Origin of the sequence: Marinomonas ushuaiensis DSM 15871 (assembly GCF_000521805.1) — a bacterium.
Lineage (GTDB): Bacteria > Pseudomonadota > Gammaproteobacteria > Pseudomonadales > Marinomonadaceae > Marinomonas > Marinomonas ushuaiensis.
Map to the genome: position 1 here is coordinate 149,803 of NZ_JAMB01000001.1, position 25,115 is coordinate 174,917.

Genomic DNA, 25,115 nt, shown 5'->3' on the forward strand with positions numbered 1-25,115 from the left:
GGAATAATAAATACGGATTATATTTTATAAATTATGACTACACACTGTGAGCCCTATGATTCAACAAGCTTTTGAACAGCTCGGTCTAACACCAAGAGAAGCTCAACTTTATCAAACCTTGCTAAAGCTTGGCCCTTCTTCTATACGAGATATTGCTGAGCACAGCGGCATTAATCGAGGGACCGCTTACGAATCGCTTAAACAATTACAAAGCAAAGGTGTTGTTAGTTATTTCCCCAAAGGAAAGCGGCGATTTTTTACGGCTGAGAATCCAGATATTTTACTTAACCTTGCAGAAGAAAAGCGTAATCGCTTAGATAAAACAATTGAAAACTTAAAAACCTCGATTATTCCCAATCTGCACCAACAACAGCCTGATTATCATCAAACCAACGTACGATATTACGAGGGAGATGATGGCATTGAATGGGTTTTGCGCGATATTCTAAACGTGGTGTCCCAACAAGACCATAAAGAATATTGTGTATTTTCTTCTAAACCCATTCGTCCATTCTTATACCGCCCTTTTCCAAACTATACCAAGCAACGAGTGAAGTTAGGGATCAACGTAAAGGTAATAGCATTGGGTGACGGTGGTGAAGAGGCCGAGCTATCGGAACGTAAATGGATAAAAACTGAGGGCTCTGTCGATGCCAGTTATATTGCTATCTATCCGCCAAAATGTGCCATCATTTCATTGGCAAGTAACAATTTTCCTTCTGCGGTGGTTCTAGAATCAAAAGACATCGCCAAAGCTCAGCAAATTATCTTTGATACGCTGTGGAAGATGCTTTAGCGCTTCGAGAAAGAATTAACACTTTAGTAATAGATCGAACTCTAAAATACAGGCAATAAAAAAGCAGCCTTCTTGGGATAGAGGCTGCTTTTTTTGACTTACAAACTCAGTCTTACCGCTTAGGTATTACTGCGGAACTGCTGAATAGTACGCAAACGGGCCATAGCTTCCACTAATTCCGCTGTCGCACGAGTGTAGTCGACATCAGGTTTCTGCTCTGCTAAAAGTTCAAGAGCGTGCTTTTGAGCTTCTAGTGCTGCTTCTTCATCCAAATCTCTTGCACGAATAGCGGTATTAGCCAAGACGGTGACCCGGTGAGGTTGAACTTCTAAGAAGCCACCTGACACGAAGATATGCTCTTCATCACCATTTTCTTTAACCACACGAACAGGACCTGGTTGCAGAGTTGTTAACAACTGAGCGTGACCAGGAAAAATACCTAGATCACCATAGCTGCCTGCAGCCACAAGAGATTGAACCGTACCGGAAAAAATCTCTTGTTCAGCGCTTACGATATCGCAGTGTACTGTGATAGCCATAAGTTGCCTCTCTTAAGTCATACTTAGTAAAAGCACTTTGCAGCGCCTTTACTACGCGTGATGGTTAAAGTTTCTTAGCTTTCTCGACGGCTTCGTCGATGCTACCAATCATGTAGAACGCTTGTTCTGGAAGATCATCAAACTCACCATCTAAGATGCCTTTAAAGCCACGAATAGTGTCTTTCAAAGAAACATATTTGCCTGGAGCGCCTGTGAATACTTCTGCTACGAAGAAAGGCTGAGACAAGAAACGCTGGATTTTACGAGAACGGTTAACCGTTTGCTTATCTTCTTCAGATAACTCGTCCATACCCAAGATTGCGATAATGTCTTTCAATTCTTTGTAACGTTGCAATACCATTTGAACGCCACGTGCTACGTCATAATGCTCTTGACCAATTACAAGAGGATCAAGCTGACGTGAAGTACTATCCAGAGGATCAATCGCTGGGTAAATACCCAAAGATGCGATATCACGAGACAATACAACGGTTGCGTCCAAGTGAGAGAACGTCGTTGCTGGAGACGGGTCAGTCAAGTCATCCGCAGGTACGTATACCGCTTGAACAGATGTGATAGAACCAGTCTTCGTAGAGGTGATACGTTCTTGAAGAACACCCATCTCTTCAGCAAGTGTAGGCTGGTAACCTACTGCAGATGGCATACGACCTAGCAATGCAGATACTTCTGTACCAGCAAGCGTATAGCGGTAGATGTTATCTACGAAGAAAAGTACGTCACGACCTTCGTCACGGAATTTCTCTGCCATTGTCAAACCAGTCAAAGCAACCCGTAAGCGGTTACCTGGTGGCTCGTTCATTTGACCGTATACTAGAGATACTTTATCGATTACATTCGAATCTGTCATCTCATGGTAAAAGTCGTTACCCTCACGAGTACGCTCACCAACACCAGCGAATACAGAGTAACCACTGTGCTCGATTGCGATGTTACGGATAAGCTCCATCATGTTTACGGTTTTACCAACACCGGCACCACCAAACAGACCAACTTTACCACCTTTTGCGAAAGGACAAACAAGGTCGATTACCTTGATACCAGTTTCTAGCAATTCGTTACTAGAAGACTGTTCAGAGTATGAAGGTGCTGAACGGTGAATTGACCAACGCTCTTCTTCTCCGATCGGGCCTTTCTCATCAATAGGATTCCCTAGAACGTCCATAATACGTCCTAAAGTTTTTGTACCAACAGGTACAGAAACTGGTTTATTTGTGTTTTCAACAGCCAAACCACGTTTCATACCATCAGTTGAACCCATAGCGATGGTACGAACGATACCGTCGCCTAGTTGTTGTTGAACTTCCAACACCAACTCTTTTCCCTCAATAGTCAGGGCATCATATACTTTTGGCACACTATCACGTGGGAATTCCACGTCGATAACAGCGCCTATAATTTGTACGATTTGTCCGCTACTCATGTTCGGATCCTCTTAAAAACCTAAATACCTTAAACCGCTGCCGCGCCGCTGACTATCTCAGAAATTTCCTGAGTAATTGCTGCTTGACGAGCCTTGTTGTACACCAGCTGTAATTCATCAATGATATCGCCAGCGTTGTCCGTTGCGTTTTTCATAGCAAGCATACGAGCTGCTTGTTCACACGCAATATTTTCAACAACTGATTGATATACTTGAGATTCAATATAACGAACCAACAACTCGTTTAAAATTTCAACAGGTTCTGGCTCATAAATGTAATCCCAGTGGTGCTTTAATTTTGCATTCTCTTCTGCTTTTAATGGCAAAAGTTGTTCAACCGTTGGGTTCTGAGTCATGGTGTTCACAAACTCATTTGAAACCACAAAAAGACGATCGATACGACCTTCATCAAACGCATCTAGCATCACTTTCACACTACCAACTAAATCGTCAGCTTTAGGCGCATCGCCTAAACCAGTGAAAGCAGATGTTACATTTCCGCCGTAGTTACGAAAAAATGAAACGGCTTTAGAACCAATTGTACAAATGTCAATTTCAACACCTGAATCAGCAAACTGTTTCATATTTTTGATAGCTGCTTTGAACACATTAACGTTCAAACCACCACATAAACCACGATCAGAAGAGATCACGATATAACCAACACGCTTCGCCTCACGCTCGGTAAGGTAACGGTGTTTATACTCAGGATTCGCGTTAGCCAAATGGCCAACTACTTGGCGAATTCGTTCCGCATACGGACGAGAAGCGGCCATACGATCCTGAGCTTTACGCGTTTTACTTGCCGCTACTTTTTCCATAGCACGAGTAATTTTACGCGTATTGTTAATGCTCGAAATCTGAGTACGTATCTCTTTTCCGACTGCCATAATAGAACTGCCCTTGTGAGAATGTTATTTCACAAACTGCAAGAAGATGGCGACAAACTAAAATAATTAGCTTGTCACCAAAGTCATTACCAAGTTTGCGTCGCTTTAAACTTCTCGATTGCCGCTTTAAGTGTCGCTTCAATCTCGCCGTTAAAATCACCAGTTTTGTTAATGTCAGCCATTAGATCAGCATGTTCGCTGTTCATATAACCCAACAAAGAAGCTTCAAAACTACCAATTTTGCTTGTTTCAACATCTTCAAGGAAGCCATCATTAGCAGCGTAAAGAACTACGCCCATATCAGCTACTGGCATAGGAGAGAACTGCTTTTGTTTCATCAGTTCAGTAACCTGTTTACCGTGTTCTAGCTGCTTACGAGTCGCTTCGTCTAGGTCAGATGCAAACTGAGCGAAAGCCGCCAATTCACGATACTGAGCCAAAGCAAGACGAACGCCACCGCCAAGTTTTTTGACAATCTTAGTTTGCGCGGCACCACCAACACGAGATACCGAAATACCGGCGTTCATCGCTGGACGAATACCCGCATTAAACGAGCTCGTTTCCAAGAATATCTGACCATCTGTGATGGAGATAACGTTGGTTGGTACGAAAGCAGATACGTCACCACCTTGGGTTTCGATGATTGGCAAAGCAGTCAAAGAACCTGTTTTACCTTTCACTTCACCGTTAGTGAATTTTTCTACATAGTCAACGTTTACACGAGACGCACGCTCAAGAAGACGAGAGTGAAGGTAGAAAACATCACCAGGGTAAGCTTCACGACCTGGCGGACGACGAAGAAGCAAAGATATTTGACGGTAAGCCCAAGCTTGTTTCGTCAAATCATCATAAACTATCAAAGCGTCTTCACCGCGATCGCGGAAATATTCACCCATAGTACAGCCAGTGTATGGCGCTAGGAAAAGCATAGACGCTGGATCAGATGCACCCGCTGCAACAACAGTGGTGTATTCCATCGCGCCAGCTTCTTCAAGCTTACGTACTACGTTTGCAATAGTAGATTGCTTCTGACCAATCGCTACATAAACACATTTAATGCCACTGTTTTTCTGAGCAATAATGGTATCGATAGCTAATGCTGTTTTACCAATCTGACGGTCACCGATGATCAACTCACGTTGACCACGACCAATTGGCACCATGGCATCAATGGCTTTATAACCAGTTTGAATCGGTTGATCTACTGACTGACGTTCGATAACGCCCGGAGCCACTTTCTCAACTTTATCAGTTAATTTTGCATTGATATCGCCTTTGCCGTCGATTGGATTACCCAATGCATCAACAACACGACCAAGCAATTCAGGTCCAATTGGAACTTCCAAAATACGACCTGTACATTTAACTTTTTGACCTTCTACAAGGTCTTGGTATTGACCCAATACAACCGCACCAACAGAGTCACGCTCTAGGTTAAGGGCCATACCGTAAACACCACCAGGGAATTCAATCATTTCCCCGTACATAACATCTGCCAAACCGTGGATCAGAACGATACCGTCTGCCACGCTGACAATTGTACCCTCATTTTGGGCATCAGAAGTCACATCGAGGTTGTCGATGCGCTTCTTAATAATCTCGCTGATCTCAGATGGATTCAGTTGCTGCATGCTAAATTCCTCAACCCTGGTTTCGATTTAACGAAACTCTAGGAGTTTATCGCCTCGGACAGTTTCGCTAATTTACCGCGTACCGAACCGTCGATGATTAAGTCACCTGTACGTATAACCACGCCACCAATCAGGCTCGCGTCAGTTTCATTGATCAAGTTAATCTTACGATCTAACTTTTTACTCAATGAATCGGCTAATGCTTGTGCTTGTTCTGCTGATAATTCGAATGCTGACGTAAAGTTAACATTTACGGCTTTTTCAAATTTCAGTTTGAACTGTAAAAACAACTCAGAAATAGCTGGAATAAGCGATAAACGCTTATTTTCAGCAAGGGTAAGCAAAAAGGCTTTCCCTTGTTCTGTTGTAGCTTCTGCACAGACATCAGCCAGAGCGTTTGCCTTCTCTTCCGCACTAAAAGCTGGATTTCCAAGCGCTTTCTTAAGCTTAGGTTCAAGCGTTACAGTAGCCAATATGTTTAACATATCAGCCCATTCTGTAACTTGACCTTGCTCTCGAGCAACTTCAAAAACCGCTTTAGCATACGGTCGCGCGACTGTTTTTAATTCAGCCATTAGACCCTCGCTTAAAGCTCTTTGGCGAGCTGTTCAACGATCTCGCTATGTGCTTTTTCGTCAATGGTGGTTCCCAAAATCTTTTCGGCACCAGCAAATGCAAGAACGGAAACTTGAGCACGCAATGCTTCTTTCGCACGCAATACATCTTGTTCAATTTCTGCTTGAGCTGCTTTGCGCAAGCGTTTGCCATCAGCAATCACTTGTTCTTTAGCCTCTTCAATCATTTGGTTCGCACGTTTATTGGCTTGTTCAATTATATCGGCCGCATTATCTTTGCTTTCACGTAGTAATTGGTTGGCTTGTTCTTGTGCCAATTCAAGATCACGTGAAGCACGATTTGCTGCTTCTAAGCCGTCTGCAATTTTCTTGCTACGCTCTTCGAGCGCAGCAATGACTGGTGGCCACACAAATTTCATGCAGAACCAGACGAAAATGGCAAACGAAATAGCTTGGCCTATAAGTGTGAGATTCAAATTCACGCTAATATCCTCGCTCTAAGTCGTTTAAAAAAGCTTTCAATTTCAATTGAAATCTTAGCCAGCAACCTGAGCAATAAAAGGATTCGCGAATGTAAAGAACAAAGCGATACCAACACCGATCATAGAAACTGCATCCAAAAGACCAGCTACGATAAACATTTTAGTTTGCAACATAGGTGCAAGCTCTGGTTGACGAGCGCTTGCTTCTAGAAATTTACCACCTAAGATGGCAAAACCAATGGCCGTACCCAATGCAGCAAAGCCAATTAGCATTGCTACTGCGATAGCCGTCATACTTACTACTAGTTCCATTTTAACTCCTAACTTTAAGTTTTAATTTACAAGGTTTAAAAAACAAGGGTATTACAAAATCATTAATGCTCTTCGCTTGCCATACTTAGATATACAATGGTCAGCATCATGAAAATAAATGCTTGCAAGGTAATAATTAATATATGGAATATTGCCCATGGTACTGACAAAGCCCATTGTGCGAACCAAGGTAACACGGCAATCAAGATGAAGATCAACTCACCAGCATATAGGTTACCGAATAAACGTAACGCTAATGAGACTGGCTTAGCCAACAAACCAACCATTTCCAAAATAAAATTAAATGGAATCATAATAGGTGTGTTGAAAGGCTGCAAAGTTAACTCTTTAACAAATCCTCCGAAGCCTTTAATACTAATACTGTAAAATATAATGAGGGCAAATACTGACAAAGACATACCAATAGTGGCATTCATATCTGTTGTCGGTACAATTTTAAAGTAATTCAACCCAAATACGTCATGCGCAATTCTTGGAATAAAATCAACCGGAATCAAATCCATCAAGTTCATCAAGAAGATCCACACAAAAATAGTCAAGGCCAACGGCGCAATGACTTTACTTTTACCGTGGTAACTTTCTTTGACGGAGTTATCGACAAAGCTGACCATTATCTCTACAAAATTCTGAAGCCCTTTTGGGGTGTCCGTTGACGCTTTTTTTGCCGCCGTTCTAAACAACCATAAAAATAAGATACCAAGACCAATTGAGAAACCCATTGTATCTAAATGAATCGCCCAAAAGCCCATATCAGCTGCTTCTTGTGCTGTTTCCGCAATACCCCAGCTACCATCAGGATGCTGACCATAAGTCAAATTCTGAAGGTGATGCTTTATATATTCGGAAGCATTTGGATTTTCACTTGCCATATTTACATCCACGCTCTCTTAATGATTAAAACTGTATTCCTTCATTACTAACTATTCTTTAGCAAGATAGGACTGAGCCAATGGCTCAAAATTGCGACACCAAAACCTGCAAAAAAAGCCTCTGCAGACAAAGGTTTTATCCAAAGAAAAACCAGCGACACTAAAACCGCTGTCATCACCAACTTACCGGCTTCTCCACGATAAAATGATCTCACGACATCTTTTGCTGACCGAACACCTTTATACCCAAAAACCCGCCACGCCATATAAATACTTGGCAAAATACTTGACCAGGCTCCTAATAAAAAAGAGTAAGAACTAAGACCGTCAACAATGTAAAAAATTCCCAAGGATATAAAAATAGTGAGTAAAAATTGTAATAGGACAAAACGAAATACAGCTCGCTTTTTCGCGCTAACAATTGCGCTTGCACTTAGCGGCTTATTTACTTCCATTACTCACTCTCTATTGCGCACTGTAAAAGTGCAATCAATGTGATGTTTTATAAAATTCGAGGCATTATATGGTTAATAGCTGCTGTATTCAACTTAAACCGAATAGCAAAATAACTTTCTAGCTATCTTGCTTGGGTAGAAATAAATAACTTATAAAAGTTACTTATTTATCTTCAAGGAGTTCACTTATCAAGAGTTCTAAGTGTTCTGGGTTACGATACTCGATAACAAGTTTGCCTTTTCCTTTTGCAGATGGCTGAATTTTTACGGCTGCGTTAATCTTTTGACTGATACGCTCAGCTTCTGCACTCAAATCAGGCAAGATAGGTTTGTTATCATCAATTTTGTCAACGACTTGAAAGTTTTTAACCAACCTCTCAGTCTCACGAACAGACAAAGATTTAGTCACTACTTGTGAAGCGGCTTGTATTTGTTTGTCATGCTCTAAAGGAATAAGGGCTCTCGCATGACCCATTTCAATATCACCATGTTCTAATAAACGACGAACTTCTGGTGTTAACCCCAATAGACGCAACAAATTGGCAACAGTTGATCTAGATTTACCAACGGTATCTGCAACTTCTTGTTGTGTAAGATGAAAATCTTCAATTAGACGCTGTAACGCAAGCGCTTCTTCTACTGGGTTTAAATCTTCACGTTGAATGTTTTCAATAAGCGCTAATACCACAGCATCAGCATCTTCAACATGGCGAATAATAACAGGGACTTGCGTCAAATCAGCAAGTTTAGCGGCACGCCAACGACGTTCTCCAGCGATGATTTCATATTGATTGTGGCCATTAGGTCGAACAACAATAGGCTGCATTATGCCTTGAGTTCGAATAGAAGATGCCAAATCTTCTAGTTGCGCAGGATTCATGTCACGACGAGGTTGAAACTTTCCTTTAGAAAGCCACTCAACAGGTAGATAGGTTAAGCCTTTTATTTGATCATTATTAGAGTCACTCTGCTCTTTATTTACTGCAGTTTGTGGTGCTAATAATGCATCTAAGCCACGACCTAGACCTCTTTTTTTTATCGTCATTTGATCAACCCTAATTTGTACAAGTATTTTTTATTAAGCAGTCTACACTACACTCTTACGAATAAACTCACCCGCTAAAGCCAGATAAGCGACAGCACCACGAGATTGTTTTTCGTAGTGTAAAACAGGTAATCCATAGCTTGGGGATTCAGCTAATCGAATATTTCTCGGTATAACCGTGTCATATACTTTATCACCAAAATATTTATGGAGTTGACCAGAAACATCGTGTGTCAAACTAGGGCGAGGATCATACATAGTTCGTAGGATGCCTTCGACCTCAAGTGATGGGTTTAATACTTGAGTAATGCGTTCTATAGTTTGCAGTAAAGCAGTTAATCCTTCCAAGGCATAATATTCACATTGCACTGGAATAAGCACGCCTTGAGACGCTGCTAACGCATTTACGGTGAGCATATTTAAAGATGGAGGACAATCTAGCAAGATATAGTCAAAATCATTATCGACCTCATAAAGCCCCGCTCGAAGTCGGGTTTCTTTACTTGGTAAATCTAACAAAGCCACCTCAGCACCAGTCAAATCACCATTAGCAGGCAATACCCAGTATTCACCAGGCATACTTTTTTTCATTACCTCTTTAACACCGTGAGAACCAATAAGAACATCATAAACACTGGTTTCTAGCTCACCTTTTATCAAGCCGCTTCCTGTCGTAGCGTTACCTTGAGGGTCAAGATCAATAAGTAAAACTCGACGTTTCATTGCAGCAAGCGATGCGGCTAAGTTGACACAGGTGGTAGTCTTTCCAACACCACCTTTTTGATTGGTAACCGCGATAGTTCTAGCCATTATTTATCCTTTACGCGTCATCACGACCATGTGACGCTCCGCTTGAATATTTGGCACATTAAGAGGCTCTACTAAAACGACATCTACTTCTTTTGGCAGTGCTGCTATTTCGTCACTAGGGTACACACCTTTCATGGCTAAAAAATTACCTGTTTCTTTAGGTAAAGGTAAAGTCCAATTGATCATATCTTGCAAAGAAGCAAACGCACGTGAAATAACATGATCATAATCACCTTGATAACGATGCTTCTCTACTCTTTCATTCGCCACAGTGACATTATCGATGTGCAAATCCATCTTAACCTGAGTTAAAAAACGTGTTTTCTTACCATTACTGTCTAAAAGCGTAAAACGTTTTTCAGGGTAACATATAGCAAGCACCATACCAGGTAGACCCGGGCCAGTACCAACATCGATAATATTTTCACCGGTTATATAGGGTAACGTCGCCAAACTATCGAGTAAATGCAAGGAAATCATCTGTTCCACATCTCGAATAGCAGTCAGGTTATAAGCCTTATTCCACTTTTCAAGCATTCCTAAATAGTTAACAAGTGTCTGAATGGTTTCATCAGATAAAGAGGCACCCATTTCTTGGGCGCCTTTTTGAATGGTTTCAAAATGTGTCACAGTCGATCCATTTCAATAAATAAAAAGTAATAAAGAATTATCGGCCGATGATATTAGGCACTTTTTCGTGCAATGGCACGTTTTTTCAAATGAATAAGCAGCAAGGATACCGCAGCAGGTGTGATACCTTGAATCCGAGAAGCGGCCGCAAGTGTTGCAGGACGAATTTCAGTCAGCTTTTGCTTCACCTCATTCGATAAGCCTTCCATGTTACTGTAATCTAAATCATCAGGTAATGGTGTGTTTTCTTGTCGACGTAAACGCTCAATGTCTTCTGCTTGACGAGTAATGTAGCCAGAATATTTCACAGCAATTTGAACCTGCTCTGAAACTTGCTCATCCACAGATTCGTCAGGTATATTTTTTAAGTTTGCGATATCAGAATAAACAATATTAGGACGTTTAAGCAGTTCTAGTAAGCTGTACTCATGAGTAATTGGCGTTTCTAATTTTGGGTTAAGTACTTCTGATTCTGGTGAATTCGGTACAATCCAAGTTGACTTAAGACGTTCTGTTTCAACTTCTATGGCTTCACGTTTTTTACAAAAAGCCGCCCAACGCTCATCTGAAACTAAACCAAGTTCTCGACCTTTTTCTGTCAAACGCATATCTGCATTATCTTCACGAAGAATCAATCGATATTCCGCTCGACTGGTAAACATGCGATAAGGCTCTTTAGTTCCCATGGTTATCAAGTCGTCTACCAGCACGCCAAGGTACGCTTCATCACGTCGAGGTGTCCAAGCTTCTTTGTCTTGAGCAAGCAATGCTGCGTTCAAGCCAGCAAGTAAACCTTGAGCTCCAGCTTCTTCGTAGCCGGTTGTACCATTGATTTGTCCAGCAAAGAACAACCCTGGCATATGTTTGGTTTCTAAAGAATATTTTAAATCTTGAGGATTGAAGTAATCGTATTCAATGGCATAACCAGGACGAATAATATGAGCGTTTTCCATTCCTTTCATAGAACGAACTAATTCAATTTGTACATCAAACGGCAAAGATGTCGAAATACCATTTGGGTATAGCTCGTGTGTGGTTAAACCTTCAGGTTCGATGAAAATCTGATGTGAATTTTTATCGGCAAAACGAACTATTTTATCTTCAATTGAAGGACAGTAACGTGGACCAACACCTTCAATCACACCTGTGTACATAGGTGAACGATCCATACCAGAACGAATAATGTCATGAGTGCGTTCGTTGGTATGAGTGATAAAACATTCAATCTGACGAGGATGCATAGCGCGATTCCCCATGTAAGACATAACCGGTGTTATATCATCACCAGGTTGTGCCTGCATCTGAGAAAAATCAACAGAACGTGCATCAATTCGAGGTGGTGTTCCAGTTTTTAAGCGATCAACTCGAAATGGTAAAGCGCGTAATTTTTCAGCCAAACCAATGGATGGAGGATCACCTGCTCGGCCACCAGAGTGATTTTGTAATCCAATGTGTATAACACCACCTAAAAAAGTACCGGCCGTTAATACAACCGTTTTGCTGTTAAAACGTATACCAGTTTGTGTGATAACACCTCGAGCTTCACCATCTTCAACGATTAGATCTTCAGCAGATTGTTGAAAAAGCCATAGGTTTTCTTGATTCTCTAATTTATGTCGAATGGCCGCTTTATATAAAATACGGTCAGCTTGAGCACGTGTTGCTCGCACAGCGGGGCCTTTTCGAGAGTTCAAAGTTCGAAATTGAATACCGGCTTGATCGGTTGCTAAACCCATAGCACCGTCCAAAGCATCAATTTCTTTTACAAGATGTGACTTCCCAATACCACCAATGGCTGGGTTACAGGACATTTGTCCTAAAGTTTCAATGTTGTGAGAAAGTAATAATGTTTTGACACCCATACGTGCTGCAGCCAAAGCCGCTTCTGTACCAGCGTGTCCGCCACCAACCACAATTACATCAAAACGACTTGGGAAATCCACGGGAACCTCGGTATTACTAAATAAACAGGATAAATGAATAAAAAACGATCAACGCTTGATTAGGCCGCTTAGTATATAGGCTAATTTTCAAAAAGAAAGCGATCGAACCCGCCTTCCCCGGTCATCAATATTAATATATATAAGTAAGTATATAAGATCTTTTGTTATTGTTATGTTTATATAGTAAGAGAAAATCTGTATATAAGTTTCTATTTTTCTTATATATCAATAGATTACATAGATAACATCTTGTTAATTCCACCCCTTTTATCCTGTGTTGTGGATAACCTAAACCTGTGCATAAAAGTACCACTTATACACTCCTTGAAATTAACCTCTAAGTTGTTAAAAACTGTGCAAAACTTCTTATCAACCTATCACCGTACTTATCAACAGCTATATTTTTTATGTTTTTTAATTTCAACTATTTGTTTTTTAAGCGATTTTATTTTTTTATGGGCTTCTCAGAGGAGAATAAATAAAAAATTAATCCACAAGAAAAAAATATAAAAATTCTTTTTAGATAAAAAAAATTATTTTTATTAAGTGGATAATACTTAGAGGTACTGATCTATATAGCTTTTTAAGCATTATAAAAACATATAATTTTTTTTTAGAATTTCAACTTGTGAGTAACTTTTATTTTGTAAGGCCATTTTTTATAAAATGGCTATAAAAAAGGTGTGAATTGATGGTTTAGCGAGTTAGGGAAAGAATGCAAGGTATCAAATGTATAAAAAAACCTCTAACCTTCTGCAAATGAAGCAAAAGATCAAAGGTTTCATTGGTGGCTTATTAGCAACCGACTAAACGGTGAGATTAGCTATTCTTTAAGCTTTTCATATCAATGATGAAGCGATACTTCACATCACCTTGTTTCATTCGTTGGTAAGCTTGGTTTATGTCTTGGATATTAATCATTTCAGCATCACGATTTTATATCGTGTTCAACACAGAAGTTCAAAACCTATTGTGTCTCTGCAATACCACCCATTAAAGATCCAGTTAGAACACGACGCTTCAATACTAAGCTTGCAGAATGAATAGTAGGTTCTATTGGCTCAATTAACCCGACTAAAATGTGGGTTCCATCAACCTTTAAGCAGTTTAGGTATGGATTCAAATTATGTTGAACAGGAATTGTATCTAATAGATAGTCAAAGGTCGTAGCTGCGGCTTTCATTTGATCTGCATCCGTTGAAACAATGACATGATCAGCACCTTGTTTTTTTGCCTCTGCTATTTTGCTTTCAGAACGTGTAAAAATAGTTACTTCAGCGCCCAATGCTTTAGCGAATTTCACCCCTATATGGCCTAAACCGCCCATACCTAAAACGCCGACTTTATCACCTGCTTTAACGTTCTGATAATTAGCTTAACCTTTGTTATAAAAAGAGAAAATTAAATTTTTCCTACACAGTTATTATAAATATTTAATCTAAATTTGATTTTAATAGGCGATTGGTCTAAATTGTTTTTCATACTTGATTTTAATAGGTCATTAACCTTGTCTAATTTCGTTGATGAAAAACATTTAATAAGTGCTTTATCGGATAAGCCTCGTCGTGGCCGCCCCAAAAAGCAACCAATGGATACACTCGATACTCGTGAGTCTTTATTGCGTGCAGGCATGCAAGTCCTCACAGAAGCCGGTTTTGTAAGTAGTAGTATTGACCCGATACTCAGATCGGTTGGTGTTCCTAAAGGCTCTTTTTACCACTACTTTTCTAGTAAAGAAGCCTTCGGTCTTGCTGTTCTTGAACGTTATTGCCGTTACTTTGAAAAAAAATTAGACAGGTTTTTATTAGATGATGCTTTTACGCCTTTGCAACGACTACGAAATTTTGCTCAAGACGCTGAAATTGGGATTATTCGCCATGATTTTAAGCGAGGGTGCTTAGTCGGTAATTTAGAGCAAGAGTCTATTTTATTGTCGGACACTTTTCGTCTGCGTTTACAGGAAACCTATGTTAGCTGGCAAAACCGTGTAGCGAGTTGCTTAGCTGAAGGTCAAAAGCAAAAAGAAGTAACCAGTGATCAGACTGTAGAAGACATGTCACAAATTTTCTGGATTGGCTGGGAAGGCGCAGTTCATCGTGCTCGATTGGTGAAAAGTACTCAGCCGTTATCCGCTTTCTTAGGTTTTTTCTTACAAACAGTACAGCTAACTAAGTAATTCTTTTTAGAAGCTAAGTTTTCACTTAGCTTTTTTTGTTAATTAAATAGACGATTGGTCTAAATTTGGAGATTTTATGTTTAAAGGCTTATTAATAACTCAAAAAGACAAAAAACAATCAGCCCAAGTCGTTGATATAAATGAAGATCAATTACCTGAAGGCGATGTATTAGTCGATGTGCATTACAGCACATTAAATTATAAAGATGGTTTGGCAATCACAGGTAAAGCGCCTGTTGTACGCTCTTTTCCTATGGTTCCTGGTATTGATTTGGTTGGTCAGGTTAATCACTGCGATTCTACTGCTTTTAACCAAGGTGATTGGGTTTTGTTAAATGGGTTTGGTGTCGGTGAAGTTCATTGGGGCGGATTGGCTGAAAAAGCCAAACTCAAAAGTGATTGGTTGATTCCTTTACCCAAAGGTATAGACCCAAATCAAGCTATGACAATAGGTACAGCAGGCTATACTGCTATGCTTTCTGTTTTAGCACTTGAAAAACAAGGCGTTACACCTGATTCAGGCGAAATATTGGTAACGGGTGCTAATGGCGGCGTGGGGAGTTTTGCGATTCGCTTATTGCATTCACTAGGTTACCGCGTTGTCGCTTCAACTGGTCGAATGGAGCAAACGGATTATCTGATGTCTTTAGGAGCCAATGAAATCATCGACCGAGCAACGTTATCTGAACCGGGTAAACCGTTACAAAAAGAGCGCTGGGCTGGCGTTATTGATTGTGTTGGCAGTCATACCCTTGCTAATGCTTGTGCGAGCACCAAATATGGTGGTGTAGTTACCTCTTGTGGACTTGCACAGGGAATGGACTTCCCTGCTTCTGTTGCGCCTTTTATTCTTCGAGGCGTGCGTTTAATTGGTATCGACAGTGTTATGCGTCCAAAAGCAGACCGCATTGAAGCATGGCAAAGATTAAGCGAATTACTGACCGCACAAGATTATGATGTTATTAGTACAGAGATCGGATTGGACGATGTCGTAGAAACGGCCTATAAATTGCTTGATGGTAAGGTACGTGGCCGAGTTTTAGTGAAGGTTAAAAATCAATAAAACACTTGGTCTCTTCTCTTTAATTGCCGAGAAAAGGACGAATATGAAAATTATTATTGCGCCAGACTCTTTTAAAGAAAGCCTAACCGCTTTACAAGTTGCTAAGGCCATTGAAATCGGTTTTCGCTATATTTTCCCGGATGGAGAATACATTAAAGTACCGATGGCGGATGGTGGTGAAGGAACCGTTCAATCTATGGTTGATGCCACTCAAGGGCACTTTGTTGATCTTGAAGTTACTGGGCCATTGGGTAATAAAGTCATGGCGCAATACGGTATTTTGGGAGCCAAAGAAGGAGAATTAGCAACCTCAGCCGTGATTGAAATGGCTTCTGCTTCTGGTCTGCACTTGGTACCAAGAGAGCAAAGAAATCCGCTTTATACGACCAGTTTTGGTACGGGTGAACTGATCAAAGATGCCTTAGATAGAGGGATTAAACACATCGTTTTAGGGCTCGGTGGTAGTGCAACGAATGATGCTGGTGCAGGATTGGCGCAAGCACTCGGTATTCAATTTAAAGATGATAAAGGGCAAGAACTTGCTTTTGGCGGTGAGGCTCTCGCGCAACTTAAGAACATTGATACGTCTCAAATTCATCCTTTACTTTCCCTATGTCAGATAGATGTTGCTTGTGATGTAGATAACCCTTTATGTGGCGAGCGTGGCGCTTCTGCTATTTTTGGCCCTCAAAAAGGTGCAACACCTGAAATAGTTACTTCGCTAGATAATACTTTGGCGTATTTTGCTGATGTCATTGCACAATCTGGCTTTGAAGATCATCGTTTAGAGCCTGGTGCTGGTGCCGCAGGCGGCATGGGATTAGGTGTAAAAACCTTCTTGAATGCCACATTAAAACCTGGCATCGAAATCGTCATGGAAACCGTTGGATTTGCTGATATATTGGAAGGTGCGGATTTAGTGATTACAGGTGAAGGGCGAATTGATGGGCAAACGGTTTTTGGTAAAACCCCAATGGGCGTTTTAAAACAGGCCAATATGAAAGGCGTTGCGACCATTGGGATTGCTGGTAGTTTAGGCAAAGAAGCAGACGCTATTTTGGCTCACGGTATGTTGGCTATTTTCCCCATTATTCCAGCTTTAGACAGTCTAGATAATGTGTTGGCTCAAGCCGAAAATAATCTGATTAGTTCATCACGAAATATCGCATCAATGCTTATGTTAGGCCAAAACCTCAGTTAATTTACCTTTGACCATTAACTGAGGTTTTCCAAATTATTTCCCGATACAGAATGAACCAAAGATACGGCCAAGTAAGTCATCACTGGTGAATGCGCCAGTGATTTCACTTAACGCTTGTTGTGCTTCTTTTAGGTCTTCAGCCAGTAATTCCCCTGCGCCAAAGCCATGTAATTGCTCATTACCAGCATCAAGGAAGCGCTTTGCTTTATTAAGAGCTTCTATGTGTCGACGACGAGCGATAAACCCACCTTCTGTTGTGCTGTCGAAGCCCATAACGGCTTTTAAATGATCCGTCAGATCAGAAACACCCTCTCCTGTTTTTGCTGATAAAGAGACCACAGAGACGCCTTGAATAGTCTCTATACCGGTACTTTCTTTGGTCAAATCTACTTTATTGCGCACCAGCGTTAAATGACGGGTATCACCGAGTTTCTCCATAAATTCAGGCCAGATTTCGCTTGGGTCTTTACTATTAATAGATTGGCTGTCGACCATCATTAAAATGCGATCGGCTTTGCTGATTTCGTCCCATGCGCGCTGAATACCAATACGCTCCACTTCATCTGGGCTGTCCCGTAAACCGGCGGTATCTATTATATGTAAAGGCATTCCATCAAGATGAATGTGTTCACGTAATACATCGCGAGTTGTGCCTTCAATGTTGGTGACAATGGCAGACTCTTTACCTGACAAAGCATTCAACAAGCTGGATTTACCCGCATTTGGACGACCAGCGATAACGACGTTCATTCCTTCACGAATCAAAGCACCTTGATTCGCTTCTTTTAAAACCATTTGTAATTTAGTCTGAATGCCAGCGAGTTCATTGGCGACTTTACCATCGCCAATAAAGTCGATTTCCTCTTCAGGGAAATCGATAGCGGCTTCTACGTAAATTCGTAGATGAATTAAGGCTTCAACCAATTCGTCGACACGTTTTGAAAACGCACCTTGCAAAGAACGTAACGCACATTTTGCGGCTTGCTCTGAGGTACTATCAATCAAATCGGCAATGGCTTCTGCTTGAGTTAAGTCCATTTTGTCGTTCATGAAAGCCCTTTCTGAGAATTCACCTGGTCGAGCTAATCGAGCGCCAAGAGCAACACAATGGCTCAATAGCATATCCATAATGACCGGACCGCCATGGCCTTGAAGTTCAAAGACATCTTCACCGGTAAACGAATTTGGCCCAGGAAAATATAAGGCTAGCCCCATATCAAGTTGTTCACTGGCGGCGTCTTTAAATGGCACATAATGGGCATAACGAGGTGTGGGTTCAAAACCAACAATTTGTTTCGCGATTTCTAGGCTTTTCGGGCCTGATAAACGAATTATCCCTACGCCACCTCGGCCTGGAGCAGTGGCTTGCGCGGCAATTGTGTCTTGGTCTGTGGCGTATTGGAAATCAGTCATAATTACACTCTGTACGATGAAACAAGAATATTTACTATTGTCCGTTAGCAAGGAAGTCATGGCAATCTAAACGTAAAAAAGGCCTCCCAATGGGAAGCCTTTTTCTATCGAAATTAAAGGTCACACTTAGCGTGTTAAGCTTGCCTTTCGATACGTTTGGTAATGATGTACTGCTGTATAATAGACAAGGTGTTGTTACATACCCAGTATAGAACCAAACCAGCAGGGAACCATAAGAAGAAGAACGTAAATGCGATAGGCATGATCTTCATAATTCGAGCTTGCATTGGATCTGGAGGTGTTGGATTAAGCATCTGTTGGCCAAACATACTCACACCCATCAAAATAGGCAGTACAAAGTAAGGGTCCATAGATGATAAGTCATTAATCCATAAGAAGAATGGCGCATGACGCAATTCAACCGATTCCATTAATACCCAGTACAAAGAAAGGAAAACTGGCATCTGTACCAAAATTGGCAAACAACCACCCAATGGGTTAATTTTTTCTTTCTTATATAAAGACATCATTTCTTGCGACATCTTCTGACGATCATCACCATATTGTTCTTTCAGCTTAGCAATTTCAGGTCCGAATTTACGCATTTTCGCCATAGAACGGTAGCTTGCTGCAGAAAGCTTAAAGAAGATCGCTTTCACACAGACTACGATCAGGATAATAGCGACACCCCAGTTGATAACCACAGATTGAATGATTGTTAGCAACCAGAATAAAGGTTTAGCCAACCACCACAACCAACCGTAATCGACAGTAAGGTCTAGGTTTTCAGCAGTTTCTTCAAGTTGATCTTGCAGTTTTGGACCAACATAGAACGTCGACGCTAAAGTACCTTGTTTACCTGGTGCAATTTCAACTGGAGAACCAGTAAAACCAATGATGTTAAAACCATTGTTAGTACGAGCTTGCAAGGTAACTTTTTGGCCTTGTTCAGGAATCCAAGCAGAAACAAAGTAATGTTGTAAAACCGCTACCCAACCTTGAGTAGTCGATTTTTTAACAGGCTCATCTTCCATATCGGAGAAAGAAACCTTGTTGTACTTGTTTTCTTCATCAGAGATTGCACCACCTAAGTAAGGCTGTAATCCCATGCTAGTTGCTTGGCTTGGATCATCTGTATTATCGCGTTTGATTTGAGCAAACAAGTTACCGCGCCAAATTGACGGCGATGTGTTGTCTACCGTAATCAATTGACGGATACGATACTTACCTTTAGTGAAGCGGAAAGTTTTGGTGTATTTCACCCCTTTCGCATCCGTGTAATAAAGGTTCACATCAAGCGAGTCTTCACCATCCATTAAGGTGTATGACGTTTGCTCGGATTGGTAAACAGGACGACCTTCAGCAGAAGCATCAGGACCGTTTTGACCAATCAAGCCACTTTGAGTGACATAAGTTCGTTCTGCGCCATCTTCTAAGATCACAAATGAATCAGGCTTGCCTAATTCTTTTTTGTATTGAAGAAGAGCCGCTTCAACAAGGTCACCGCCTACTGGATTAATAGCAACACGCAAAGTATCTGTGGTTACTACAATCAGTTTCCCTGGTGCGATTTGTGTCGCATCCTGAGGAATTATGGCATTGGCGTCGTTTGTGCTTTGAGTTGCCGAAGGCAAATCATTGCTATGTTGAGTGCTTGTCTCAGATTGTTCCTGAGAGCTTTGAGCTACACTTTGAGTGGACTGAGAACCATAATCTTGGTTCCACTGTAAAAACAGCAGGTAGCCACTGATAAAAAGCGCACCCCATAAAAAGTAACGTCTGAAATCCATGGTATTCAACTAATTTGTTTGGTTGGACAATAGGTTCAGAGAACCCTTATAAAAATCACGGGGTATTAAACCAGCCTTTGGCAGTTTTTTCAGCCTATTTTTACTTAGAAGTGACGCGTTTTTTACTTTGAGAAGGTTTTAATGCCTTTTTTGCCAATTGACCCCATGCTTTTTCGATGCGATCGTGCAAAATTTCATTATCTAACTCTTTAATGCCTTGACGAGCTAAGAAGACAATATCAAGACCTGCAAGCGTTATTTTGTGATGACGAAAGGAGTTACGTACCAAACGTTTGATACGATTTCGGCCTACAGCACGTTTATCCGTTTTTTTAGACACAATAAGACCTAACCGTGTTTGGTTATCATCTCTTTTTTGTGCCAATAAAAGGAATTCGCCTGCAAAGACTTTAGAAGAGGTGTCGTTAAAGACTGATTGATAATCCCCGGCATTCAGAAGTCTGACATGCCGGGGAAAACAATAATCATCGGTCATAAGCGTGTTTATGCGCTTAATACCTTGCGGCCGCGGGCACGACGGCGAGCGACGATTTGACGTCCGCTTTTAGTAGCCATACGAGCACGGAATCCGTGGTTACGTTTGCGTTTTAAAACGCTAGGTTGGAAAGTTCTTTTCATTGTTCTATCTCTCACTGAAGCAGTGTTTCAGTTTTGAGGGTTAGCGATCGCCAAGCCTCTACATTTGATCGTTAAATCAGGGCGCGGATTTTAGAGCCTTTCCTCAGTAAATTCAATGGCTAACATCGTTTAATTGTTAAAAAAATAACCACACAATCAATTAAACACTTACACACAGACTTCTACTGCAAACGGGGATAAAAAGATTATCAATAAAATATGTTATCCACAGAGACTGTTTTTTGTTACTTTATATGTATAAAAATCAAAGTGTTGTTAACTCTCTTTTTTGTGAATAAGGTAAAAATAATTCATAATTAAGTTGTGTATAACCTATGATTCTATACATTAAAAAATAACCTTATCTACTGCTGTGTATAACCTTGCCTGTTATTAACATTTTTTAGATTGTCTCTGCTTTTCCTTTTATTCTATTTATATGTGGATAACTTTGGTTAGCCAAGGTAAAATCCGCTTCTTATCTGTCACTCAACCAGGGAGTACGCCTACAGTGTCTTTGGAGCATTGGGATCTTTGCCTGCAGCGTTTGCAGGGTGAGTTTTCCACATCTCAGTTCAACACTTGGATTCGTCCGTTACAGGCTGAAATGATGCCTAATGGGGAATTGTGCCTAAGCGCACCAAACCGATTTGTGTTGGATTGGGTGAGTAACAAATATCAAACGCGCATAAAAGAATTGTTGTCTGAATTTGCAGGCGATGATCTTGCCCCTACTTTAAAGATTGTGGTGAATAACCAGAATTTTGCTCAAGCGAATCAAATAACCTCACCACCGCCTCCATCACCTATTCCTAGTGCGCCAATTGAGAGCCCTTTAAACAACGAAGTGGCAAGAGAGTCGGGATATCGTCCTGGGTTTGGATTAATGGATGGTGAGGAAAGTACACCACCAGCAGGGCTTGAATTTGAAGCACCGCTAACGCTTTCACCCACGGGTAAAGGGTTAAGTGGAGAACTAGAACCTTATGAACAAGGGCAGCTGCCTTTAGCGGCGCCTAAACGTAAGGTGCAAGTAGAAGGTGGTATTAACCACGGTGCCAATCTGAATAACTCTTTTACGTTTGATAACTTTGTCGAAGGTAAATCGAATCAACTTGCTCATGCGGCTGCTTTACAAGTCGCTGAAAATCCAGGCGGTGCATACAACCCACTCTTTATATATGGTGGCGTTGGTCTGGGTAAAACTCACTTAATGCAAGCGGTTGGTACAGAGTTAATGCGTCGTAATCCGAACGCCAAAGTGGTGTATTTGCACTCAGAGCGTTTCGTCGCGGACATGGTGAAAGCGCTGCAATTGAATGCGATCAATGACTTTAAACGTTATTATCGTTCGGTTGATGCGTTATTAATTGATGATATTCAGTTTTTTGCGGGTAAAGATAGAACCCAAGAAGAGTTTTTTCATACTTTTAACGCGCTGTTAGAAGGTGGTCAGCAAATGATTCTGACTTGTGACCGTTATCCAAAAGAAATTCAAGGCTTAGAAGATCGCCTCAAGTCTCGTTTTGGTTGGGGGTTAACCGTTGCTGTTGAACCACCAGAGCTGGAAACGCGAGTGGCTATTTTAATGCGTAAAGCAGATGAAATTGGCATGAAGTTGTCTTATGATTCAGCCTTCTTTATCGCACAAAAAATTCGTTCTAATGTTCGTGAATTAGAAGGTGCATTAAAACGAGTGATTGCTAACTCTCATTTCACAGGTCGAGCGATTACGCCTGATTTTGTGCGAGAATCGTTAAAAGACCTTTTGGCCTTGCAAGATAAGTTAGTGAACATTGATAATATCCAACGAATTGTAGCGGAATATTATAAAATTAAGATCAGTGATCTTCTTTCTAAACGCCGTAGCCGATCCGTAGCCCGTCCTCGCCAAGTGGCGATGTCGTTAGCAAAAGAACTCACGAATCATAGCTTGCCTGAAATTGGCGATGCATTTGGTGGTCGTGATCATACGACAGCCTTGCACGCGATTCGCAAGATTAAAGAGCTGCAAGACACGGATTCAGATATCCGTGAAGACTACAAACAATTGATGCGAATTCTGACCACCTGATGGTCTAAGACTTTGAGCTTACGAGGAAAGTAATGAAATTTTCAGTCGTCCGCGAGACACTTCTTAAGCCACTTCAGCTAGTGGCAGGCGTTGTAGAGCGCAAACAAACAATGCCGGTCTTAGCCAATGTTTTGGTAGAAGTTAAAGACCAACTATTAACTCTGACTGGATCTGATCTAGAAGTAGAGTTAATTGGTCATGTTCCATTAGATGAATGCGAAGAAGGCCGTATTACCGTGCCTGCTCGTAAACTAATGGACATTTGCAAAAGCTTACCAGACAGTGCTGTGATTGAATTCACTTTAGATGATCAAAAAGCCGTTATTCGATCTGGACGTTCGCGTTTCAGTTTGTCTACATTGCCAGCGGATGAGTTTCCAAACATCCAAGATATGCAAGGTGATTTAACGGTTGCGATTGCACAAAACAGTGTGCGTCGTTTGATTGAACGCACCGGTTTTGCCATGGCAAACCAAGATGTTCGTTATTACTTAAACGGCATGTTGTTAGAAGTGGCTGACGGTCAACTGCGTGTTGTAGCGACCGATGGACACCGTTTGGCAACGGCAGTTGAAGATGCACAAGTAAATGGTGATCTGACGCAAGTAATCATGCCTCGTAAAGGTGTTTTGGAATTAAACCGTTTGTTAAGCGATACCGATGATGTGGTTGAACTGATCATTGGTGCAAATCATATTCGTGCGAAAGTAGCGGATTATGTCTTCACTTCTAAGCTCGTTGAAGGCAAGTTCCCAGATTATCACCGTGTTATTCCGCGTAATAACGACAAAATTGTCATTGCTGATCGTTTAGAATTACGCCAAGTTTTCTTGCGAGCTTCTATCCTTTCAAACGAAAAATACCGTGGCGTTCGCTTAATTCTTTCGAATGGTATGTTGCAAGTCTTTGCCAACAACCCAGAGCAAGAAGAAGCTGAAGAATCCGTATTGGTTCAATACCAAGGTGATAACATCGAAGTTGGTTTTAACGTGGGTTATTTGTTGGACGTATTGGGTGTCGTTGACTCTCAAGAAGTCCGTTTGTCATTAAATGACTCTAACAGCAGTGCTTTGATCGAAGAAGCACAAAGCCATGCGGCACAATACGTTGTTATGCCAATGCGTCTCTAATGAGATGAAAGAGATATATCCGCTTGGTATTTTAGAAACTGAAATAATTAAGCGGGTCTTCCCTACTCTGATATAAGGTTTAAGAGTTATGCCGCTGGTGCGTTTGGACATCTCTCATGTTCGCAACCTTTCTAGTGTGCGCTTTGAACCTTCACCTCAAGTAAATGTCATTGTTGGCAAAAACGGCAGTGGAAAAACCTCTGTATTAGAAGCCATTCATCTTTTGTCTTTTGGTCGCTCCTTTCGTAGTCACAAACACAAAACCTATATTCAACATGAAATAGAACATTGTTTGGTATTTGCCCAGCTACATCAAGATCAAGGCAGTCCAATTCCTGTTGGTTTGCAACGCCATCGAGATGGCCAGATTGATGTCCGCATTCAAGGACAGCGAGCGAAATCGGTTATTGAGCTTGCTGAACGCCTTCCTGTACAGCTAATTAATCCAGATGCATTTCGTTTATTAGAGGGTTCACCAAGTATTCGGAGGCAATTTATTGACTGGGGAGCCTTTCATTTCGATAAAGGCTTCATTCAAGCGTGGCGAGGGTGGCAAAAAGCATTAAAACAGCGGAATACCTTACTCAGACGTGGTAAAATCTCTAACAGTTTATTGGCGGCATTTGATCAGGAATTGATCCGGCTTGGAGAGCAAGTTAATGAGTCCCGAAAAGCCTATGTTGAAAAGCTGACACCACATTTCGTTGAGGTATTATCATTACTGACAACGGAACTCTCGGTCAATTTACAGTTCTTTCAAGGTTGGGATTCACAGAAAAGCTTACAGATGGCGGTAGAATCTGGGCGTGATCGAGACATTGTACTGGGTTACACGCATACTGGTCCTCAACGGGCTGATTTGCGAGTTAAAACGGCCACCGGAGATGCGCTAGATACGCTTTCTCGTGGACAACTCAAGCTAGTGGTTTCGGCACTTAAAATTGCCCAAGGAAAATTACTGATTGATATGGGTCGCCCGCTGGTTTTTTTGGTGGATGACTTACCTGCTGAATTAGACGCTAATCACCGACAGAAATTGTGTCGATTATTAGAGTCTCTAAACAGCCAAATTTTTATTACCAGTGTTGAGCCTGACACGACAGATTTTACTTGGGCCGACACAACAGACGTTCGCCAGTTTTCTATGAATAACGGCGAAATGTCATTATTGAGCAATGGTTTGTAGGAGT

At 41.2% G+C, this 25,115-nt stretch carries 24 protein-coding genes and 1 pseudogene; 7 read left to right on the forward strand and 18 right to left on the reverse strand.

The genetic code is table 11. The annotated features are described in order from the left end of the window. Positions 1-55 precede the first annotated feature (55 nt). Positions 56-796 (forward strand): TrmB family transcriptional regulator, encoded by a 741-nt coding sequence (locus tag MUS1_RS00630; protein ID WP_036157660.1) that lies wholly within the window; start codon positions 56-58, stop codon positions 794-796. A gap of 119 nt (positions 797-915) precedes the next feature. On the opposite strand, the gene MUS1_RS00635 is transcribed toward MUS1_RS00630, so the two are convergent. The 14 genes and pseudogenes from MUS1_RS00635 to MUS1_RS00700 all read right to left on the reverse strand — a co-directional run. Beyond that, on the reverse strand, positions 916-1,335 hold the full coding sequence (locus tag MUS1_RS00635) for a F0F1 ATP synthase subunit epsilon (RefSeq protein WP_036157663.1): 420 nt from the start codon (positions 1,333-1,335) through the stop codon (positions 916-918). 64 nt (positions 1,336-1,399) lie between these two features. Next, on the reverse strand, positions 1,400-2,776 hold the full coding sequence (gene atpD / locus MUS1_RS00640) for a F0F1 ATP synthase subunit beta (RefSeq protein ID WP_036157667.1): 1,377 nt from the start codon (positions 2,774-2,776) through the stop codon (positions 1,400-1,402). Between the two features lie 29 nt (positions 2,777-2,805). Then, positions 2,806-3,666 (reverse strand): F0F1 ATP synthase subunit gamma, encoded by an 861-nt coding sequence (gene atpG / locus MUS1_RS00645; protein ID WP_036157670.1) that lies wholly within the window; start codon positions 3,664-3,666, stop codon positions 2,806-2,808. An 86-nt stretch (positions 3,667-3,752) separates the two neighbouring features. After that, positions 3,753-5,297, reverse strand: coding sequence for a F0F1 ATP synthase subunit alpha (atpA, locus tag MUS1_RS00650; protein ID WP_036157673.1), 1,545 nt, complete (start codon positions 5,295-5,297; stop codon positions 3,753-3,755). A 38-nt stretch (positions 5,298-5,335) separates the two neighbouring features. Beyond that, the gene (locus tag MUS1_RS00655) at positions 5,336-5,872 is read right to left on the reverse strand and encodes a F0F1 ATP synthase subunit delta (protein ID WP_036157680.1); all 537 of its coding nucleotides are present in this window, start codon (positions 5,870-5,872) and stop codon (positions 5,336-5,338) included. 11 nt (positions 5,873-5,883) lie between these two features. Next, positions 5,884-6,354, reverse strand: coding sequence for a F0F1 ATP synthase subunit B (locus tag MUS1_RS00660; RefSeq protein ID WP_036157681.1), 471 nt, complete (start codon positions 6,352-6,354; stop codon positions 5,884-5,886). 54 nt (positions 6,355-6,408) lie between these two features. Beyond that, positions 6,409-6,666 (reverse strand): F0F1 ATP synthase subunit C, encoded by a 258-nt coding sequence (gene atpE / locus MUS1_RS00665; RefSeq protein WP_036157682.1) that lies wholly within the window; start codon positions 6,664-6,666, stop codon positions 6,409-6,411. 62 nt (positions 6,667-6,728) lie between these two features. Then, the gene (atpB, locus tag MUS1_RS00670; RefSeq protein WP_036157691.1) at positions 6,729-7,556 is read right to left on the reverse strand and encodes a F0F1 ATP synthase subunit A; all 828 of its coding nucleotides are present in this window, start codon (positions 7,554-7,556) and stop codon (positions 6,729-6,731) included. A 47-nt stretch (positions 7,557-7,603) separates the two neighbouring features. Then, entirely contained in the window at positions 7,604-8,011 is a 408-nt protein-coding gene (locus tag MUS1_RS00675; protein WP_051436020.1) for an ATP synthase subunit I, read from the reverse strand. A gap of 163 nt (positions 8,012-8,174) precedes the next feature. Next, the gene (locus MUS1_RS00680) at positions 8,175-9,056 is read right to left on the reverse strand and encodes a ParB/RepB/Spo0J family partition protein (protein WP_036157697.1); all 882 of its coding nucleotides are present in this window, start codon (positions 9,054-9,056) and stop codon (positions 8,175-8,177) included. Positions 9,057-9,098: 42 nt separating this feature from the next. Continuing rightward, positions 9,099-9,866 carry a ParA family protein gene (locus MUS1_RS00685; RefSeq protein ID WP_036157699.1) on the reverse strand — a complete coding sequence of 256 codons (768 nt, stop codon included), beginning with the start codon at positions 9,864-9,866 and terminating at the stop codon, positions 9,099-9,101. A 3-nt stretch (positions 9,867-9,869) separates the two neighbouring features. After that, positions 9,870-10,496 carry a 16S rRNA (guanine(527)-N(7))-methyltransferase RsmG gene (rsmG, locus tag MUS1_RS00690; protein WP_036157701.1) on the reverse strand — a complete coding sequence of 209 codons (627 nt, stop codon included), beginning with the start codon at positions 10,494-10,496 and terminating at the stop codon, positions 9,870-9,872. A gap of 53 nt (positions 10,497-10,549) precedes the next feature. Next, a complete protein-coding gene (gene mnmG, locus MUS1_RS00695) occupies positions 10,550-12,439 on the reverse strand; it encodes a tRNA uridine-5-carboxymethylaminomethyl(34) synthesis enzyme MnmG (protein WP_036157703.1) in 1,890 nt (629 codons plus the stop codon). 819 nt (positions 12,440-13,258) lie between these two features. Further along, positions 13,259-13,808 (reverse strand): annotated as a pseudogene (locus MUS1_RS00700) (zinc-binding dehydrogenase); the annotation flags it as partial. Between the two features lie 138 nt (positions 13,809-13,946). On the opposite strand from MUS1_RS00700, the gene acuR reads away from it, so the two are divergent. The 3 genes from acuR (at position 13,947) to MUS1_RS00715 (ending at position 16,879) form a co-directional block, all read left to right on the forward strand. After that, on the forward strand, positions 13,947-14,615 hold the full coding sequence (acuR, locus tag MUS1_RS00705; RefSeq protein ID WP_245595701.1) for an acrylate utilization transcriptional regulator AcuR: 669 nt from the start codon (positions 13,947-13,949) through the stop codon (positions 14,613-14,615). Positions 14,616-14,691: 76 nt separating this feature from the next. Continuing rightward, positions 14,692-15,678 carry an acrylyl-CoA reductase (NADPH) gene (acuI, locus tag MUS1_RS00710; RefSeq protein ID WP_036157705.1) on the forward strand — a complete coding sequence of 329 codons (987 nt, stop codon included), beginning with the start codon at positions 14,692-14,694 and terminating at the stop codon, positions 15,676-15,678. 43 nt (positions 15,679-15,721) lie between these two features. Continuing rightward, positions 15,722-16,879: a glycerate kinase family protein gene (locus tag MUS1_RS00715; RefSeq protein ID WP_036157707.1), complete on the forward strand. Its 1,158-nt coding sequence runs from the start codon at positions 15,722-15,724 to the stop codon at positions 16,877-16,879. Positions 16,880-16,912: 33 nt separating this feature from the next. Here the strand turns inward: MUS1_RS00715 and mnmE are convergent, their stop codons facing one another. The 4 genes from mnmE to rpmH all read right to left on the reverse strand — a co-directional run bounded on the left by mnmE (position 16,913) and on the right by rpmH (position 20,721). Beyond that, entirely contained in the window at positions 16,913-18,292 is a 1,380-nt protein-coding gene (mnmE, locus tag MUS1_RS00720) for a tRNA uridine-5-carboxymethylaminomethyl(34) synthesis GTPase MnmE (RefSeq protein WP_036157710.1), read from the reverse strand. A 134-nt stretch (positions 18,293-18,426) separates the two neighbouring features. Next, entirely contained in the window at positions 18,427-20,082 is a 1,656-nt protein-coding gene (gene yidC / locus MUS1_RS00725) for a membrane protein insertase YidC (RefSeq protein ID WP_036157713.1), read from the reverse strand. 100 nt (positions 20,083-20,182) lie between these two features. Beyond that, positions 20,183-20,578, reverse strand: a complete 396-nt coding sequence (gene rnpA / locus MUS1_RS00730) for a ribonuclease P protein component (RefSeq protein ID WP_036157716.1) — start codon at positions 20,576-20,578, stop codon at positions 20,183-20,185. A gap of 8 nt (positions 20,579-20,586) precedes the next feature. Beyond that, entirely contained in the window at positions 20,587-20,721 is a 135-nt protein-coding gene (gene rpmH / locus MUS1_RS15780) for a 50S ribosomal protein L34 (protein ID WP_084035504.1), read from the reverse strand. 511 nt (positions 20,722-21,232) lie between these two features. Here rpmH and dnaA point away from each other — a divergent pair. The 3 genes from dnaA to recF all read left to right on the forward strand — a co-directional run bounded on the left by dnaA (position 21,233) and on the right by recF (position 25,111). Further along, the gene (gene dnaA / locus MUS1_RS00735) at positions 21,233-22,795 is read left to right on the forward strand and encodes a chromosomal replication initiator protein DnaA (protein WP_036159021.1); all 1,563 of its coding nucleotides are present in this window, start codon (positions 21,233-21,235) and stop codon (positions 22,793-22,795) included. Positions 22,796-22,827: 32 nt separating this feature from the next. Further along, the gene (gene dnaN / locus MUS1_RS00740) at positions 22,828-23,925 is read left to right on the forward strand and encodes a DNA polymerase III subunit beta (RefSeq protein WP_036157719.1); all 1,098 of its coding nucleotides are present in this window, start codon (positions 22,828-22,830) and stop codon (positions 23,923-23,925) included. Between the two features lie 88 nt (positions 23,926-24,013). Then, a complete protein-coding gene (gene recF, locus MUS1_RS00745; RefSeq protein WP_036157722.1) occupies positions 24,014-25,111 on the forward strand; it encodes a DNA replication/repair protein RecF in 1,098 nt (365 codons plus the stop codon). The last annotated feature ends 4 nt before the right edge of the window (positions 25,112-25,115 follow it).

Bases quoted from the DNA above. Each gene is read 5' to 3' on its own strand.
- atpD (WP_036157667.1), bottom strand. From the start codon at position 2,776: ATGAGTAGCGGACAAATCGTACAAATTATAGGCGCTGTTATCGACGTG.
- yidC (WP_036157713.1), bottom strand. From the start codon at position 20,082: ATGGATTTCAGACGTTACTTTTTATGGGGTGCGCTTTTTATCAGTGGC.
- atpG (WP_036157670.1), bottom strand. From the start codon at position 3,666: ATGGCAGTCGGAAAAGAGATACGTACTCAGATTTCGAGCATTAACAAT.
- atpB (WP_036157691.1), bottom strand. From the start codon at position 7,556: ATGGCAAGTGAAAATCCAAATGCTTCCGAATATATAAAGCATCACCTT.
- dnaN (WP_036157719.1), top strand. From the start codon at position 22,828: ATGAAATTTTCAGTCGTCCGCGAGACACTTCTTAAGCCACTTCAGCTA.
- MUS1_RS00635 (WP_036157663.1), bottom strand. From the start codon at position 1,335: ATGGCTATCACAGTACACTGCGATATCGTAAGCGCTGAACAAGAGATT.
- MUS1_RS00680 (WP_036157697.1), bottom strand. From the start codon at position 9,056: ATGACGATAAAAAAAAGAGGTCTAGGTCGTGGCTTAGATGCATTATTA.
- MUS1_RS00630 (WP_036157660.1), top strand. From the start codon at position 56: ATGATTCAACAAGCTTTTGAACAGCTCGGTCTAACACCAAGAGAAGCT.
- rpmH (WP_084035504.1), bottom strand. From the start codon at position 20,721: ATGAAAAGAACTTTCCAACCTAGCGTTTTAAAACGCAAACGTAACCAC.
- MUS1_RS00675 (WP_051436020.1), bottom strand. From the start codon at position 8,011: ATGGAAGTAAATAAGCCGCTAAGTGCAAGCGCAATTGTTAGCGCGAAA.
- mnmE (WP_036157710.1), bottom strand. From the start codon at position 18,292: ATGACTGATTTCCAATACGCCACAGACCAAGACACAATTGCCGCGCAA.
- rnpA (WP_036157716.1), bottom strand. From the start codon at position 20,578: ATGACCGATGATTATTGTTTTCCCCGGCATGTCAGACTTCTGAATGCC.
- MUS1_RS00655 (WP_036157680.1), bottom strand. From the start codon at position 5,872: ATGGCTGAATTAAAAACAGTCGCGCGACCGTATGCTAAAGCGGTTTTT.
- recF (WP_036157722.1), top strand. From the start codon at position 24,014: ATGCCGCTGGTGCGTTTGGACATCTCTCATGTTCGCAACCTTTCTAGT.
- atpA (WP_036157673.1), bottom strand. From the start codon at position 5,297: ATGCAGCAACTGAATCCATCTGAGATCAGCGAGATTATTAAGAAGCGC.
- acuI (WP_036157705.1), top strand. From the start codon at position 14,692: ATGTTTAAAGGCTTATTAATAACTCAAAAAGACAAAAAACAATCAGCC.
- MUS1_RS00685 (WP_036157699.1), bottom strand. From the start codon at position 9,866: ATGGCTAGAACTATCGCGGTTACCAATCAAAAAGGTGGTGTTGGAAAG.
- atpE (WP_036157682.1), bottom strand. From the start codon at position 6,666: ATGGAACTAGTAGTAAGTATGACGGCTATCGCAGTAGCAATGCTAATT.
- MUS1_RS00715 (WP_036157707.1), top strand. From the start codon at position 15,722: ATGAAAATTATTATTGCGCCAGACTCTTTTAAAGAAAGCCTAACCGCT.